The organism is Pseudomonas sp. FGI182 (genome assembly GCF_000511325.1).
Lineage (GTDB): Bacteria > Pseudomonadota > Gammaproteobacteria > Pseudomonadales > Pseudomonadaceae > Aquipseudomonas > Aquipseudomonas putida_Z.
This window is the reverse complement of sequence record NZ_CP007012.1, coordinates 4000552-4017254: the sequence shown is the minus strand read 5'-3', so window position 1 is coordinate 4017254 and position 16703 is coordinate 4000552. Positions and strand designations below refer to the sequence as shown.

At 62.1% G+C, this 16703-nt stretch carries 16 protein-coding genes; 15 read left to right on the top strand and 1 reads right to left on the bottom strand.

Annotation, left to right across the window (positions count from 1 at the left end; translation table 11 throughout):
* The first annotated feature begins 62 nt into the window (after positions 1-62).
* From C163_RS17710 to C163_RS17670, 9 genes are all read left to right on the top strand, one after another.
* The gene (locus C163_RS17710; RefSeq protein WP_025339979.1) at positions 63-812 is read left to right on the top strand and encodes an electron transfer flavoprotein subunit beta/FixA family protein; all 750 of its coding nucleotides are present in this window, start codon (positions 63-65) and stop codon (positions 810-812) included.
* On the top strand, positions 813-1742 hold the full coding sequence (locus tag C163_RS17705) for an electron transfer flavoprotein subunit alpha/FixB family protein (protein WP_025339978.1): 930 nt from the start codon (positions 813-815) through the stop codon (positions 1740-1742).
* A gap of 173 nt (positions 1743-1915) precedes the next feature.
* The gene (locus C163_RS17700; RefSeq protein WP_025339977.1) at positions 1916-2737 is read left to right on the top strand and encodes an ABC transporter substrate-binding protein; all 822 of its coding nucleotides are present in this window, start codon (positions 1916-1918) and stop codon (positions 2735-2737) included.
* A 9-nt stretch (positions 2738-2746) separates the two neighbouring features.
* Positions 2747-3100, top strand: coding sequence for a DUF4398 domain-containing protein (locus C163_RS17695; protein ID WP_023661849.1), 354 nt, complete (start codon positions 2747-2749; stop codon positions 3098-3100).
* Entirely contained in the window at positions 3097-3909 is an 813-nt protein-coding gene (locus tag C163_RS17690) for an OmpA family protein (RefSeq protein WP_025339976.1), read from the top strand. Before C163_RS17695 ends, C163_RS17690 begins: the two co-directional genes overlap by 4 nt.
* Before the next feature lie 310 nt (positions 3910-4219).
* Positions 4220-5662 carry a PLP-dependent aminotransferase family protein gene (locus C163_RS17685; protein ID WP_025339975.1) on the top strand — a complete coding sequence of 481 codons (1443 nt, stop codon included), beginning with the start codon at positions 4220-4222 and terminating at the stop codon, positions 5660-5662.
* A 63-nt stretch (positions 5663-5725) separates the two neighbouring features.
* Positions 5726-6214 carry a hypothetical protein gene (locus tag C163_RS17680; protein ID WP_025339974.1) on the top strand — a complete coding sequence of 163 codons (489 nt, stop codon included), beginning with the start codon at positions 5726-5728 and terminating at the stop codon, positions 6212-6214.
* A 130-nt stretch (positions 6215-6344) separates the two neighbouring features.
* Complete coding sequence (locus C163_RS17675) at positions 6345-6599, top strand: YkgJ family cysteine cluster protein (protein WP_025339973.1); 255 nt, start codon at positions 6345-6347, stop codon at positions 6597-6599.
* Positions 6600-6632: 33 nt separating this feature from the next.
* On the top strand, positions 6633-7238 hold the full coding sequence (locus C163_RS17670) for an START domain-containing protein (protein WP_025339972.1): 606 nt from the start codon (positions 6633-6635) through the stop codon (positions 7236-7238).
* 175 nt (positions 7239-7413) lie between these two features.
* Here the strand turns inward: C163_RS17670 and gltA are convergent, their stop codons facing one another.
* Positions 7414-8703 carry a citrate synthase gene (gene gltA, locus C163_RS17665; protein ID WP_013973445.1) on the bottom strand — a complete coding sequence of 430 codons (1290 nt, stop codon included), beginning with the start codon at positions 8701-8703 and terminating at the stop codon, positions 7414-7416.
* Positions 8704-9055: 352 nt separating this feature from the next.
* On the opposite strand from gltA, the gene sdhC reads away from it, so the two are divergent.
* From sdhC to odhB, 6 genes are all read left to right on the top strand, one after another.
* Positions 9056-9442, top strand: coding sequence for a succinate dehydrogenase, cytochrome b556 subunit (sdhC, locus tag C163_RS17660; RefSeq protein WP_012315350.1), 387 nt, complete (start codon positions 9056-9058; stop codon positions 9440-9442).
* Complete coding sequence (gene sdhD / locus C163_RS17655) at positions 9436-9804, top strand: succinate dehydrogenase, hydrophobic membrane anchor protein (RefSeq protein WP_003254214.1); 369 nt, start codon at positions 9436-9438, stop codon at positions 9802-9804. Before sdhC ends, sdhD begins: the two co-directional genes overlap by 7 nt.
* 3 nt (positions 9805-9807) lie before the next feature.
* Positions 9808-11580, top strand: a complete 1773-nt coding sequence (gene sdhA / locus C163_RS17650) for a succinate dehydrogenase flavoprotein subunit (protein ID WP_025339971.1) — start codon at positions 9808-9810, stop codon at positions 11578-11580.
* 11 nt (positions 11581-11591) lie between these two features.
* Positions 11592-12296, top strand: a complete 705-nt coding sequence (locus tag C163_RS17645; protein ID WP_016711649.1) for a succinate dehydrogenase iron-sulfur subunit — start codon at positions 11592-11594, stop codon at positions 12294-12296.
* A gap of 246 nt (positions 12297-12542) precedes the next feature.
* Complete coding sequence (locus tag C163_RS17640; RefSeq protein WP_025339970.1) at positions 12543-15374, top strand: 2-oxoglutarate dehydrogenase E1 component; 2832 nt, start codon at positions 12543-12545, stop codon at positions 15372-15374.
* A gap of 42 nt (positions 15375-15416) precedes the next feature.
* On the top strand, positions 15417-16637 hold the full coding sequence (odhB, locus tag C163_RS17635) for a 2-oxoglutarate dehydrogenase complex dihydrolipoyllysine-residue succinyltransferase (RefSeq protein WP_025339969.1): 1221 nt from the start codon (positions 15417-15419) through the stop codon (positions 16635-16637).
* The last annotated feature ends 66 nt before the right edge of the window (positions 16638-16703 follow it).

Below are 16703 nucleotides of genomic sequence, written 5' to 3'. Positions count from 1 at the left end.
ACGCGCATCGCAGGGCTCTGCCCCTGGCGACTATCTATTCACCGGAGAGTAACGAGGAATCCATGAAGGTTCTTGTAGCTGTCAAACGAGTGGTCGACTACAACGTCAAGGTTCGCGTCAAGGCGGACAACTCCGGCGTCGACCTTGCTAACGTCAAGATGTCCATGAACCCCTTCTGCGAAATCGCCGTGGAAGAAGCCGTACGCCTGAAGGAAAAGGGCGTCGCGTCCGAGATCGTCGTCGTTTCCGTCGGCCCGACTACTGCCCAGGAGCAACTGCGTACTGCCCTGGCCCTGGGTGCCGACCGTGCCATCCTGGTCGAAGCCGCTGACGAACTGAATTCCCTGGCTGTGGCCAAGGCGCTGAAAGCCGTTGTCGACAAAGAGCAGCCTCAGCTGGTCATCCTCGGCAAGCAGGCCATCGACAGCGACAACAACCAGACCGGCCAGATGCTGGCTGCGCTGACCGGCTTCGCCCAAGGCACCTTCGCCTCCAAGGTGGAAGTGGCTGGCGACAAGCTGAACGTCACCCGTGAAATCGACGGCGGCCTGCAGACCGTTGCACTGAACCTGCCGGCCATCGTCACCACCGACCTGCGCCTGAACGAGCCACGCTACGCGTCGCTGCCGAACATCATGAAGGCCAAGAAGAAGCCGCTGGAGACCGTTACTCCAGACGCGCTGGGCGTTTCCCTCGCCTCCACCAACAAGACCCTGAAGGTTGAAGCCCCGGCTGCCCGCAGCGCTGGCATCAAGGTCAAATCGGTGGCCGAACTGGTCGAGAAGCTGAAGAACGAAGCGAAGGTAATCTAAATGACTATCCTGGTTGTCGCTGAATACGAGAACGGTGCCGTAGCCCCGGCCACCCTGAACACTGTTGCCGCTGCCGCCAAGATCGGTGGTGATGTGCACGTGCTGGTCGCAGGCCAGAACGTGGGCGGCGTTGCCGAGTCCGCAGCCAAGATCGCTGGCGTTGCCAAGGTGCTGGTTGCCGATAACGCTGCCTACGCCCACGCCCTGCCAGAAAACGTTGCGCCGCTGATCGTCGAGCTGGCCCAGGGCTACAGCCACGTGCTGGCCCCGGCCACCACCAACGGCAAGAACATCCTGCCGCGCGTTGCCGCGCTGCTGGACGTGGACCAGATCTCCGAGATCATCTCGGTCGAGTCCGCCGACACCTTCAAGCGCCCGATCTATGCCGGTAACGCCATTGCCACCGTGCAATCGAGCGCTGCCATCAAGGTCATCACCGTGCGTACCACCGGCTTCGACGCCGTGGCCGCCGAAGGTGGTTCGGCTGCCATCGAAGCCGTTGGCGCTGCGCACAACGCCGGCATCTCGGCCTTCGTTGGTGAAGAGCTGGCCAAGTCCGACCGCCCAGAGCTGACCGCTGCCAAGATCGTCGTTTCCGGCGGCCGTGGCATGGGCAACGGTGACAACTTCAAGCACCTGTACAGCCTGGCCGACAAGCTCGGCGCTGCCGTCGGTGCCTCGCGCGCCGCGGTCGACGCCGGCTTCGTGCCGAACGACATGCAGGTCGGCCAGACCGGCAAGATCGTTGCGCCACAGCTGTACATCGCCGTCGGTATCTCCGGCGCGATCCAGCACCTGGCCGGCATGAAGGACTCCAAGGTGATCGTGGCGATCAACAAGGACGAAGAAGCGCCGATCTTCCAGGTAGCCGACTACGGCCTGGTCGCTGACCTGTTCGAAGCGGTTCCGGAGCTGGAAAAGCTGGTCTGATCCGCCTGCTTCACTTATAAAGAACCCGGCCCTCGTACAGGGGGCCGGGTTTTTTTGTGGTCAGTTCCGACCCAATCGCCGGCAAGCCAGCTCCCACAGGTACAGCGCAGTTCTCAAGGGCGTTGCTGTAACGGTGGGAGCTGGCTTGCCGAAAGCAATACAAGGAGTGAGCAATGGTGCTGCGTAAAGCAGGCAGGGTGCTGGCTTGCATGGCGGTGCTGGTTTCGCCGCTGGCCATGGCGGCAGGCAAGTGCGAACGCCTGGTGGCAACCGGCAGCCCTGATGCGCCGCCCTATTCGTGGCAGGACCCGAACGACCCGAAACACCTGATCGGCGCCAACGTCGACCTGCTGCGCCAGGTGGCTGGCGAACTGGGCGTGAAGGTGGAGGTGCTGAGCGCCGGTCGTCGTGACCAGGCGCTGGAAGAAGTACGTAGCGGGCGCATGGACCTGCTGCTCGACACCCCCATGCAGGTGGAGCAACTGACCGCGCTGGACTACATCCATCCGCCCCTGCAGCTCAACGAATATCTGGTGTGGACGCGTCACGACGCCACACTGGCCTTCGAGGGCCCGGCGGACCTGGCCCAGTACCAGGGCAGTTTGTCCGAGCGTGCGCGGCTGACCCCGGCCTTTACCGCTTTCGCCAAGGCCCAGCTGAAGCTGGTGCCGGCACAGAACCTGACCCAGGCGTTCCAGAAGCTGGTGCTCGGCCAGGTGGATTATGTGCTCGCTGGCCGCTATTCGGGCATGGCCATGGCCCAGAGCCTGGGCATGAGCAATGACCTGATCGCCCGCGGCCTGCCGGTGGATCGGCCGGGCCTGTACCTGGCCCTGTCGCACAATTCGGCCTGCAATGACAGCTGGTTGCGTGGGCAATTGGCGAAAAAACTGACAGAATTGCCGATCTCCGGAGCATCCGAGGCCGTGCTGCAACGTAATGTCGAGCGCTGGAAAGCGCAGCTGCAGGTGCCGTCGGACGACCCCAAACACTAGGAAGATTGCGTGAGAACCCAACCACTAATCCTTGCCCTGGCCGTGCTCGGCCTGGCTGGCTGCGCCAACGATCCGGCCCCTAACGAGCAGATGCGCATTTCCGAACAGGCACTGGAGCAGGCCAGGGCCGTCGGTGCCACCGAGCAGGTCGATGCGCTCAAGCTGGCTGAAGACAAGCTGGCCCGGGCCAAGGCCAACATGCTCACCGAAGACTACCGCGATGCGCGCATGCGTGCCGAGCAGGCCGAACTGGATGCGCGCCTGGCCGAGGCCCAGGTACTGAACCAGAAGAGCGAAGAGCAGCTGCAACTGCTGCAGTCGCGGGTTCAGCGCCTGCGCAAGCAGTTGGAGGTGCAGCCATGATCCGTCGTGTGCCAATGGCCGCGCTGGCAGTGCTGGCGCTGGCGGCCGGTTTGCAAGGCTGCGCCAGCCAGCGCAGCAGCGCAGCGCTGGATGATGCCACTGCAGCTTTCCAGAAGGTCAAGGATGATTCCAATGTGTTGCGCAGTGCGCCGCGTGACGTGATTCGCGCAGGCGAGTCGCTGGCCCGTGCCGAGCGCCTGTCCAGCTACATCGGCACCGGTGCCGACGTGCGCCATTACGCCTACCTGAGCCAGCGCTACAGCGAAATTGCCAGCGAGCATGCCAAGCTGGCGCTGAACCAGGAACGCCAGGCCAAGCTCGACCTGGAGCGCCAGCGCCTGCAGCTGGCCCTGCGCGAGGCCAAGCTGGCCAGTGTTCAGCAGCAGGGCAAGTGGGTCGAGTCGCAGATCGCCGCGCTGGCCTCGGAGCAGACCGATCGTGGTCTGGTGATGACCCTGGGGGACGTGCTGTTCGACACCGGCCGGGCCGACCTGAAGAACTCGGCCAGCCGTACCGTGCTCAAGCTGGTGCAGTTCCTCCAGCTCAACCCGCGCCGGGTGGTGCGGATCGAGGGCTATACCGACAGCACCGGCCCGGCGGAGGACAACCTGAAGCTGTCGCGTGACCGGGCGCAGGCCGTGGCCGACATGCTGGTAGACCTGGGCATCGACGAGAAGCGCCTGCAGGTCGAGGGCTATGGCGACCAGTACCCGATCGAGGCCAATGCCTCGGAGCGGGGCAGGGCGCAGAACCGTCGGGTGGAGATCGTGTTCTCCGATGACAAGGGCAAGCTGGCGCCAGCACGCTGACCGCTTGGCGGCGCGGTGGATGGCACCGGCTTTGCCGGTGTTCGCGGCTAAAGCCGCTCCCACAGGTACAGTGTTAACTTCAAGGTATGCACAGTACCTGTAGGAGCGGCCTTGTGTCGCGAAAGGGGCGCAAAGCGCCCCCGGCTTTTCGTCGGCATACCCAGGCTTGATCGTTTCCATGGCTGTCACGCAACTGTATTGTTGACTATCCTGCGATCTGTCCCAGTACACTTTGCAACTGTTACGGTATCCTCTACCGTCAGTGAGCGACACAAGAACAACGAGCCCGTCCGCGCGTCGAGAGCCAGCCATGACCAACCTGCTGTTGTACCAGCGTATCGCCCAGCAACTGGCCGATGACATCCGTCGTGGTGTCTACCAGCCAGGCGAGCGGGTACCCTCCGTGCGCAAGATGAGCGCCCAGCTCAATGTCAGCCATGCCACGGTGCTGCAGGCCTATGCCAATCTCGAGGACCAGGGGCTGATCCGTGCGCGGCCGCAGTCCGGCTACTACGTGCACCAGACCCCGGCCCTGACCGCGCAGACCCCGGACATCGCCCGGGTTGAGCGCCCCGGCCTGGTCACCCGCGCCAGTATCATCCAGCAGGTACTGACCGAGGCTCGCCGTGATGGCGTGTTCCCGTTCGGCGCCGCGGTGCCGCACGTCGACTACCTGCCGGTCCGTGCCTTGCACCAGCAGATTGCCAAGGTCACGCGCTTCCACAGCCCGCGTGCCTTCAGCTACATGTTCAGCCCCGGTTTCGAGCCGCTGCGCCGGCAGATCGCCATTCGCATGCGTGATGCCGGTGTGCTGGTCGACCCGCGTGAAGTGATCGTGACCCATGGCTGTGTCGATGCGCTGCAGATGTCGCTGCGCGTGCTGACCCGCCCCGGCGACCTGATCGCCGCCGAATCGCCCACCTATTACGGGCTGCTGCAACTGGCCGACCTGCTGGGCCTGAAGGTGATCGAGATCCCCAGCGACCCGTCCACCGGCATCAGCCTCGAGGCGCTGCAACTGGCCGCCAACCAGTGGTCGATCAAGGCCCTGGTCCTGACTGCGCGCCTCAGCAACCCGCTGGGTGGCACTGTCCCGGAAGAGCGGCAGAAGCAGTTGCTGCGCCTGGCGTCGGACTTCGACATCCAGATCGTCGAGGATGACATCTATGGCGAGCTGATGTTCGAGCAGGGCAAGACCAAGGCGCTCAAGGCATTCGACCGGCTGGACCGGGTGATCTATTGCTCGAGTTTTTCCAAGACCCTGTCCCCCGGCGTGCGCGTTGGCTGGATGATCGCCGGGCGCTATCAGGACGAAATCCAGCGCCTGCAAACCTTCACCACCCACTCAGCCTGCAGCGTGACGCAGATGGGCGTGGCGGCCTACCTGGAAAATGGCGGCTACGACCGGCACCTGCGTTACATCCGCCAGGAGTACCGCAAGAACCTCAGTGCCTACCAGCTGGCGGTGCAGCAGCACTTCCCCGAGGGTACCCAGATGACCCGGCCGACGGGCGGTTTCATCCTGTGGGTGAGCCTGCCGGGGCGGGTCAATACCCAGGAGCTGCATGTGCGCGCGCTGGAGCAGGGCATCAGTATTGCGCCGGGGCTGATCTTCAGTAACACCGAGCAGTTCAACCACTGTATCCGGCTTAATTGCGGTATACCCTGGAACAAGGAAGCCGAGCGCGCGGTGATCACGCTCGGTTTGCTGGCTCAGCAATTGTGCCGGGAGCCAGCAGCGGCACTTTTGTAGGCTTGCCACGCGCCCGTGGAACAGGGAGCATACGCACTTTTCCTGCCAGTCTGTCTATTTGCCATGAATGCTTTGCGCCGTTTTGCCCTGATCTTGTGCCTTGTACCGCTCGGCAGCCTGGCTGGTGTTGCCCAGGCTGCGCAGCCGACAGGCCAGGCGCAGGCGGCGCCGGTGCAGAAAGCCAAGTCGGTGCAGAAAGCCGCAGCCAGGCCAGCGCACAAGCAGCCTGCAAAAAAAGCCGGTAACAGCAAGGCCAGGCCTGCGCGCAAGCAGGTGAGCAAGGAGGTTGCCAAGCCGCTACCCAAGGCGAAGCTGGACCTCAGCCTGCCGGCCGATATGGTCGATGACCTTGAGCCGAATGTGGGCAGCCCTTCGCCGATACAGCGACGCAAGCCTTTGCTGCCACCCATGTTCACTGAAAAGCCGGAGACCAGCGACAGCCCGTTCCAGCTCAATGGCCGGTTGATCAGCAACGAAATGCAGCTGCAGCTGCGCAATGACAGCCGTCGCGACGTGGAAGGGGCGGCCATCGATTTCGAGTACCGCCAGTAGCTAGTGAGCTGACTACCGGGTCACGGCAGATTTCATCATGCCAGCAATTTCAAACGCCTGTTTGAGCGGTTACTATCCAGGGACGTTCGTCCCGTTTTGTTCCAGGGAGTCCTGATTTTGGTGAATAGCCATGAATTGCCGTGAGGGCTGTGGTGCCTGCTGCATTGCCCCGTCCATCACCTCTGCGATGCCGCGCATGCCCAATGGCAAGCCGGCTGGCGAGCGCTGCCTGCACCTTACCGTCGACAACCTCTGCGACCTGTTCGGCAAGCCCGAGCGGCCGGCAGTGTGTGGCGGTTTCAAGGCGGATGTGGAGGTGTGCGGCAGTGACCGTGACGAGGCCATCAGGATTCTTGGCTGGTGGGAGCAGATGACGGCGGCGTGACAGGCTGGATCTTCGACAACAAGGATAAACATGATGAGATCGTTCAAGCGTATTGCTCTGCTGTGTGGCATGGGTGTTCTGCTGTCGCCCGCGGCCTGGGCCGAAAACTGGCAGGTGGCCAAGGACGAGGAAGGGATCAAGGTCTCCCTCAGTGAAGTGGCCGGTTCCAAGTACAAGGCCTATCAAGGCGTCACCGTGATCAAGGCGCCGCTGGCCAAGGTGCAGGCGTTGCAGGAGGACGTGGTCGGGGCTTGTGCGTGGATTCACGAATGCAAGTCGCAGAAGCTGCTCAAGCACGATGGTGACCAGAGCTGGACCTACACCCAGTTCAATACGCCATGGCCGGTGACGCCGCGTGACTCGGTGTTGCATGTGACCACGGTCAAGGGGGCTGATGGCAGCCTGGTGCGCAACCTGAAGGAAGAGCCGACCTACGTCCCGGAAGAGAAGGGCTTTGTGCGGGTGGCGAAGGTCGAAGGCTTCTGGAAGCTGGTGCCCAAGGGTGACAGCACGGAAGTGACCTATCAGGTGCACACCGAGCCGGGTGGTAGCGTGCCGGCGATGGTGGCCAACAAGTTCGTGGTGGATGCGCCGTTCAATACCCTGAAAGGGTTGCGAGAGCGGGCTGAGAAAAACTGAGGCATTGTGTCACTTGTGCCGGCCTCTTCGCGGGTAAACCCGCTCCCACAGGTATCCCGCAAACTTTCGGGCCTGTGGGGTCCCTGTGGGAGCGGGTTTACCCGCGAAGAGGCCAGCACAGGACGAATAAAAAAGGCTGCCCGAGGGCAGCCTTTTTGCGTTCGGCTATGGAAGCTTACTTGCGGTCCTGCAGCGCAACGATGTCGCGCTTCTGCTCGCCGGTGTACAGCTGGCGCGGGCGGCCGATCTTGTACGGGCTGGAGAGCATTTCTTTCCAGTGCGAGATCCAGCCCACGGTACGTGCCAGGGCGAAGATCACGGTGAACATGCTGGTCGGAATGCCGATCGCCTTGAGGATGATCCCCGAGTAGAAGTCGACGTTCGGGTACAGCGAGCGCTCAATGAAGTACGGATCGGTCAGGGCGATCTCTTCCAGGCGCATGGCCAGTTCCAGCTGCGGGTCGTTCTTGATGCCCAGCTCGCGCAGGACTTCGTCGCAGGTCTGCTTCATCACGGTGGCGCGCGGGTCGCGGTTCTTGTACACGCGGTGACCGAAGCCCATGAGCTTGAACGGGTCGTTCTTGTCCTTGGCCTTGGCGATGAACTTGTCGATGTTCGAGACATCGCCGATTTCATCGAGCATGGTCAGTACCGCTTCGTTCGCACCGCCGTGGGCCGGGCCCCACAGTGCGGCGATACCGGCGGCGATACAGGCGAACGGGTTGGCACCCGACGAACCGGCCAGACGAACGGTAGAGGTGGAGGCGTTCTGCTCGTGGTCGGCGTGGAGGATGAAGATCCGGTCCATCGCCTTGGCCAGCACCGGGCTGATCGGTTTGATCTCGCACGGGGTGTTGAACATCATGTGCAGGAAGTTTTCCGCGTACGACAGGTCGTTGCGCGGGTACATCATCGGCTGGCCCATGGAGTACTTGTAAACCATCGCGGCCAGGGTCGGCATCTTGGCGACCAGGCGCACCGCGGAAATTTCGCGGTGTTGCGGGTTATTGATGTCCAGGGAGTCATGATAGAACGCCGACAGGGCGCCGACCACGCCGCACATCACCGCCATCGGGTGGGCGTCGCGGCGGAAGCCGTTGAAGAAGGACTTCAGCTGCTCGTGAACCATGGTGTGGTTTTTCACGGTGCTGACGAACTGGGCCTTCTGCTCGGCATTCGGCAGTTCGCCGTTGAGCAGCAGGTAGCAGGTTTCGAGGTAGTCGGACTTTTCGGCGAGCTGCTCGATCGGGTAGCCGCGGTGCAGCAGGATACCTTTGTCGCCGTCAATGTAGGTGATCTTCGACTCGCACGAGGCAGTCGCCATGAAACCAGGGTCGAAGGTGAAGTGACCAGTGGCCCCCAACCCGCGGACGTCGATTACATCAGGACCAACGGTGCCGGTTAAAATGGGCAGCTCGACGGGGGCAGCGCCCTCGATGACCAACTGCGCTTTTTTGTCAGCCATGTGGCCTCCTATTAATGCTTGAAATCATCAGACAGACCCCCCACGCAGGGCCCGCACCACTATAGAGGGATAAATTCAGATGTCAATTTGCCTAAAGGCTTGTTGAAACAGGCATTGAGGCCTGATTTTTCGCGAAATTCTCGCCCATTTACGCCTTTTGTGCGTTAAAGGCAATGCGCTATTTGGGCTACCCCGTCACGTTGTCATAAGCAGCCTAACTGTCTATACTCGCAACCCGACCGCCAGGGGCTTGCAAGCCCGAACTGCTGGGGGTCGCCGTTCCCTGGGTGGTGGGTACCTGACCAGTACACTTACCAACAACTTTGCCCTGATTCGCTAGGGGCTCTTCAGTGTGAAAAAAGCCGTGAAAAGCCAACGACCTGTAAACCTAGACCTAAGGACCATCAAGCTCCCCGTCACTGCGTACACGTCCATCCTGCATCGTATCTCCGGCGTCATCCTGTTCCTTGGCCTTGCCATCATGCTTTATGCACTGGGCAAGTCGCTGGGTTCCGAGGAAGGCTTTGGTGAGGTGAAGGCGTGTCTGACCAGCCCGCTGGCCAAATTCGTGACCTGGGGCCTGCTATCCGCCCTGCTTTATCACCTCGTGGCAGGTGTACGTCACCTGATCATGGACATGGGCATCGGTGAGACGCTGGAAGGCGGCAAGCTGGGCTCGAAAATCGTGATCGTCATCTCCGTGGTGCTGATCGTTCTGGTGGGAGTTTGGGTATGGTAACCAATGTCACGAACCTGTCGCGTTCGGGCCTCTATGACTGGATGGCGCAGCGCGTTTCTGCGGTCGTTCTCGCGGCTTACTTCCTCTTCCTGATCGGCTACGTGGTCGCCCACCCAGGCATCGACTACACCCAGTGGCATGGTCTGTTCTCCAACAACGCGATGCGGATCTTCAGTCTGCTGGCCCTCGTTGCCCTGGGCGCTCACGCCTGGGTCGGCATGTGGACCATTGCGACCGACTACCTGACGCCAATGTCGTTCGGCAAGTCGGCAACTGCGATTCGTTTCCTGTTCCAGGCGGTATGCGGCGTTGCGATGTTCGCTTACTTCGTCTGGGGTGTGCAGATTCTCTGGGGTATCTGATCCATGGCTAGCATTCCAACCATTTCCTTCGACGCCATCATCATCGGTGGCGGCGGCGCCGGCATGCGCGCAGCGCTGCAGCTGGCTCAAGGCGGCCACAAGACTGCCGTGGTCACCAAGGTCTTCCCGACCCGTTCGCACACTGTATCCGCCCAGGGCGGCATCACCTGCGCCATCGCTTCGGCCGACCCGAACGACGACTGGCGCTGGCACATGTACGATACCGTCAAGGGCTCCGACTACATCGGTGACCAGGACGCTATCGAATACATGTGTCAGGAAGGCCCGGCTGCGGTCTTCGAGCTGGACCACATGGGCCTGCCGTTCTCGCGTACCGAAACCGGCCGCATCTACCAGCGTCCGTTCGGTGGCCAGTCCAAGGACTTCGGTAAAGGTGGCCAGGCCGCCCGTACCTGTGCTGCTTCCGACCGTACCGGTCACGCGCTGCTGCACACCCTGTACCAGGGCAACCTGAAGGCAGGCACTACCTTCCTCAACGAGTACTACGCTGTTGACCTGGTGAAGAACCAGGACGGCGCGTTCGTCGGTGTGATCGCAATCTGCATCGAAACCGGCGAAACCATGTACATCAAGTCCAAGGCCACCGTTCTGGCCACTGGCGGTGCCGGTCGTATCTACGCCTCCACCACCAACGCCCTGATCAACACCGGTGACGGTATCGGCATGGCGCTGCGTGCAGGCGTGCCGGTGCAGGACATCGAGATGTGGCAGTTCCACCCGACCGGCATCGCCGGCGCCGGTGTACTGGTTACCGAAGGTTGCCGCGGTGAAGGTGGCTACCTGATCAACGCCCACGGCGAGCGCTTCATGGAGCGTTACGCGCCGAACGCGAAAGACCTGGCCGGCCGCGACGTGGTTGCCCGTTCCATGGTCAAGGAAATCATCGCCGGCAACGGCGTGGGCCCGAACAAGGACCACGTGCTGCTGAAGCTGGACCACCTGGGCGAGGAAGTGCTGCACAGCCGCCTGCCAGGTATCTGCGAGCTGTCCAAGACCTTCGCCCACGTCGACCCAGTCGTCGCGCCGGTTCCGGTCGTACCGACCTGCCACTACATGATGGGCGGCGTTGCCACCAATATTCATGGCCAGGCCATCACCATGGACGCCGAAGGCAAGGACCAAATCATCCCGGGTCTGTTCGCAGTGGGTGAAGTGGCGTGCGTATCGGTCCACGGTGCCAACCGCCTGGGCGGCAACTCGCTGCTCGACCTGGTGGTATTCGGTCGTGCCGCTGGCCTGCACCTGGAAAAATCGCTGTCCGACGGCGTGGAATACCGCGACGCCAGCGACACCGATATCGATGTTGCCCTGAACCGCCTGAACAAGCTCAACGAGCGTACCGCTGGCGAAGACGTTGCCAGCCTCAAGCGCGAGCTGCAGAGCTGCATGCAGAACTACTTCGGTGTATTCCGTACTGGCGAATACATGCAGAAGGGTATCGAGCAGCTGGCCGGCCTGCGTGACCGTATTGCCAACGTCAAGATCAACGACAAGTCCCAGGCCTTCAACACCGCGCGTATCGAAGCGCTGGAGCTGCAGAACCTGCTGGAAGTCGCCGAAGCTACCGCCATCGCGGCCGAAGCCCGTAAAGAGTCCCGCGGCGCCCACGCCCGTGAAGACTTCGAAGACCGTGACGACGAAAACTGGCTGTGCCACACCCTGTACTACCCGGGTGAGAAGCGCGTTGCCAAGCGCGGCGTCAACTTTGCGCCGAAGACTGTTCCAGCCTTCGAACCAAAAGTCCGGACTTACTAAGGGTGGCTGCTATGTTGAAAGTCGAAGTTTATCGTTACAACCCGGACACCGACTCGGCGCCCAAAATGGAGTCGTTCGACGTCGATACCGGCGGCAAGGACCTGATGGTTCTCGATGTATTGGCGCTGATCAAGGAAAAGGACGAAGGTTTCTCGTACCGTCGCTCCTGCCGTGAAGGCGTTTGCGGTTCCGACGGCATGAACATGAACGGCAAGAACGGCCTGGCCTGCATCACCCCGCTGTCGGCGGTGGTGAAGGGCAACAAGCTGGTTCTGCGCCCGCTGCCGGGCCTGCCGGTCATTCGTGACCTGGTCGTCGACATGAGCATCTTCTACAAGCAGTACGAGAAGGTGAAGCCGTTCCTGCAGAACGACACTCCTGCGCCGGCCATCGAGCGCCTGCAGTCGCCGGAAGACCGCGACAAGCTGGACGGCCTGTACGAGTGCATCCTGTGCGCTTGCTGCTCGACTTCCTGCCCATCGTTCTGGTGGAACCCGGACAAGTTCCTGGGCCCGGCCGCACTGCTGCAAGCCTATCGCTTCCTGGCCGACAGCCGTGACACCAAGACCCAGGAGCGCCTGGCGTCCCTGGATGACCCGTTCAGCGTATTCCGCTGCCGCGGGATCATGAACTGCGTCAACGTTTGCCCGAAAGGTCTGAACCCGACCAAGGCAATCGGCCACGTACGTAACATGCTGCTGCAAAGCGGCACCTGATACAAAGTGTTGTACCTGCAGTAAGCCGAGGTGCGGGTGGTGAGCCCGCACTGAGGTAAAACCCGAACAAGGGCCCACAAAGCCCGCGTTCATTACCTATGAAGATATGAGACCAGCAGGGGCTTTCCGGGCTGGTACCCGGAAAATCAGCAGGATCCAAGTGGCGTGGTTCAGTCGCTGTATTCGGACTTTTCCAGGTTTGCTGTGGCTCTCGCCGATCAGTCCCCTAACCGAGGGTGACCAAGCATGCAAGAAAGCGTGATGCAGCGCATGTGGGAAAGCGCCCACCTTTCAGGTGGTAACGCTGCATATGTGGAAGAGCTTTATGAGCTCTACCTGCACGACCCTAACGCTGTGCCAGAAGAGTGGCGCACCTACTTCCAGAAGTTGCCCGCCGACGGCAGCACCGCTACCGATGTATCGCACTCGACAATCCGCGACCATTTCGTACTGCTGGCAAAGAACCAGCGCCGCGCCCAACCGGTATCCGCCGGGAGCGTGAGCAGTGAACACGAGAAGAAGCAGGTTGAAGTTCTGCGACTGATCCAGGCCTATCGTATGCGCGGCCATCAGGCTGCCAAGCTCGACCCGTTGGGGTTGTGGCAGCGTCCTGCGCCCGTAGACCTGTCGATCAATCACTACGGCTTGACCAATGCCGATCTTGATACGACCTTCCGTGCCGGCGACCTGTTCATCGGCAAAGAGGAGGCGAGCCTACGCGAGATCTTCGAGGCGCTCCAGAAGACATATTGTCGCACCATTGGCGCCGAGTTCACCCACATCGTCGATTCCGAGCAGCGCAGCTGGTTCCAGCAGCGCCTGGAAAGCGTGCGCGGCCGTCCGGAGTTTTCCGCTGACGTGCAGGCCCACCTGCTCGAGCGCGTGACCGCCGGTGAAGGCCTTGAGAAATACCTGGGCACCAAGTACCCGGGCACCAAGCGTTTCGGCCTCGAGGGCGGCGAAAGCCTGATCCCGATGCTGGACGAGATGATCCAGCGTTCCGGTTCCTACGGCACCAAGGAAGTCGTGATCGGCATGGCCCACCGTGGCCGCCTGAACGTTCTGGTCAACACCTTCGGCAAGAACCCGCGCGAGCTGTTCGACGAGTTCGAAGGCAAGAAGATGAACGAGCTGGGCTCCGGTGACGTGAAGTATCACCAGGGCTTCTCCTCGAACGTGATGACCCCGGGTGGCGAAGTGCACCTGGCCATGGCGTTCAACCCGTCCCACCTGGAAATCGTCTCGCCAGTGGTCGAGGGTTCGGTGCGCGCCCGTCAGGACCGCCGCAACGACACCGTTGGCGACAAGGTACTGCCGATCTCGATCCACGGCGACGCAGCATTCGCCGGCCAGGGCGTGGTCATGGAAACCTTCCAGATGTCGCAGACCCGCGGTTTCAAGACCGGCGGTACCGTGCACATCGTGATCAACAACCAGGTTGGTTTCACCATCAGCAACCCGCTGGACGCGCGCTCCACCGAGTACGCCACCGACGTTGCCAAGATGATCCAGGCGCCGATCCTGCACGTGAACGGCGACGACCCGGAAGCCGTGCTTTTCGTGACCCAGCTGGCCATCGACTACCGCATGCAGTTCAAGCGTGACGTGGTCATCGACCTGGTCTGCTACCGCCGTCGCGGCCACAACGAGGCCGACGAGCCGAACGGCACCCAGCCTTTGATGTACCAGCAGATCAGCAAGCAGCGCACCACGCGTGAACTGTACGCTGAGGCACTGATCCAGGCCGGCCGCATCGATTCCGAGCGCGCCCAGGCCAAGATCGACGAGTACCGCAACGCGCTGGACAACGGCCTGCACGTGGTGAAGAGCCTGGTCAAGGAGCCGAACCGCGAGCTGTTCGTCGACTGGCGTCCGTACCTGGGCCATGCCTGGACCGCGCGTCACGACACCCGCTTCGACCTCAAGACCCTGCAGGAACTGTCGGCCAAGCTGCTGGAGATCCCGGAAGGTTTCGTCGTCCAGCGCCAGGTCGCCAAGATCTACGAAGACCGTCAGAAGATGCAGGCCGGTGGCTTGCCGATCAACTGGGGTTATGCAGAGACCATGGCCTACGCCACCCTGCAGTTCGAAGGTCACCCGATCCGCATGACCGGCCAGGACATCGGCCGTGGCACCTTCTCGCACCGTCACGCGGTGCTGCACAACCAGAAGGACGCCAGCACCTACGTACCGCTGAAGAACCTGTTCCCGGGCCAGCCTCAGTTCGAACTGTACGACTCCTTCCTGTCGGAAGAAGCGGTACTGGCCTTCGAATACGGCTACTCGACCACCACGCCGAACGCGCTGGTGATCTGGGAAGCCCAGTTCGGTGACTTCGCCAACGGTGCGCAAGTGGTGATCGACCAGTTCATCACCAGCGGCGAGCACAAGTGGGGCCGTCTGTGCGGTCTGACCATGCTGCTGCCACACGGTTATGAAGGGCAGGGCCCGGAGCACTCCTCCGCGCGCCTGGAGCGTTACCTGCAGCTGTGCGCCGAGCACAACATCCAGGTCTGCGTACCGACCACCCCGGCCCAGATCTACCACCTGCTGCGTCGCCAGGTCATCCGTCCGCTGCGCAAGCCGCTGATCGTGCTGACGCCGAAGTCGCTGCTGCGCCACAAGCTGGCCATCTCGACCCTGGAAGACCTGGCAGAAGGCTCGTTCCAGACCGTGATCCCGGAAATCGACAGCCTCGATCCGGCCAAGGTCGAACGCCTGGTCCTGTGCGGCGGCAAGGTTTACTACGACCTGCTGGAAAAACGCCGTGCCGAAGGCCGCGAAGACATCGCCATCGTGCGTATCGAGCAGCTGTATCCGTTCCCTGAGGACGACCTGGTCGAAATCCTGGCGCCTTACACCAACCTCAAGCATGCGGTCTGGTGTCAGGAAGAGCCGATGAACCAGGGTGCCTGGTACAGCAGCCAGCACCACATGCGCCGTATCCTGGGCCGCCACAACAAGGCACTGGTCCTGGAATACGCCGGCCGCGACGCTTCCGCCGCGCCAGCCTGTGGTTACGCATCGAAGCACGCCGAACAGCAGGAAAAACTGCTGCAAGACGCCTTCACTGTTTAATGCCTTCGCGCACCTGAAACCGAATTTAAGGAAACACAGATAATGGCTATCGAGATCAAAGCCCCAACCTTCCCGGAATCGGTTGCCGATGGCACCGTTGCCACCTGGCACAAGCAGCCGGGCGATGCCGTCAAGCGTGACGAGCTGATCGTCGACATCGAGACCGACAAGGTCGTCCTGGAAGTACTGGCCACCGCCGACGGCGTGCTGGGCGCCATCGTCAAGGGCGAGGGCGACACCGTCCTGTCCGACGAAGTACTGGGTTCGATCGTTGAAGGCGGTGCTGCCGCCGCTGCACCAGCTGCCGCCCCGGCCGCTGCTGCCCCGGCTGCCGCTGCTGCCGACGCTGGCGAAGAAGACCCGGTTGCCGCCCCGGCCGCGCGCAAGCTGGCTGAAGAGAACGGCATCGACCTGGCTACCGTTGCCGGCACCGGCAAAGGTGGTCGCATCACCAAGGAAGACGTCGTCGCTGCCGTCGCCAACAAGAAGTCGGCGCCTGCTGCAGCTGCCAAGCCTGCCGCCGCTGCCGCTGCTGCCCCGGTTGTCGTTGCCGCTGGCGACCGCACCGAGAAGCGCGTGCCGATGACCCGCCTGCGCGCCAAGATCGCCGAGCGTCTGGTCGAAGCCCAGTCGAGCATGGCCATGCTGACCACCTTCAACGAAGTCGACATGACCGAAGTCATGGCCCTGCGTTCGAAGTACAAGGACCTGTTCGAGAAGACCCACAATGGCGTACGCCTGGGCTTCATGTCGTTCTTCGTCAAGGCCGCCACCGAAGCCCTGAAGCGCTTCCCGGCTGTCAACGCCTCGATCGACGGCAACGACATCGTCTACCACGGCTACGCCGACGTCGGCGTTGCCGTGTCCAGCGACCGTGGCCTGGTGGTACCGGTACTGCGTAACGCCGAGTCGATGAGCCTGGCGGAAATCGAGAACGGCATCGCCACCTTCGGCAAGAAGGCCCGTGACGGCAAGCTGGCCATCGAAGAGATGACCGGCGGCACCTTCACCATCACCAACGGTGGTACCTTCGGTTCGATGATGTCGACCCCGATCGTCAACCCGCCGCAGGCCGCCATTCTCGGCATGCACAACATCATCCAGCGCCCTATGGCCATCAATGGCCAGGTGGTGATTCGCCCGATGATGTACCTGGCGCTGTCGTACGATCACCGCTTGATCGACGGCAAGGAAGCGGTAACCTTCCTGGTCACCATCAAGAACCTGCTGGAAGATCCGTCTCGCCTGCTGCTGGACATCTAACCCTCTGGCTGCGTACCGTGCCGGCCCTGGCTTCGCAGGAAGCCATGCCGCGCGGTCCGCGGCTTG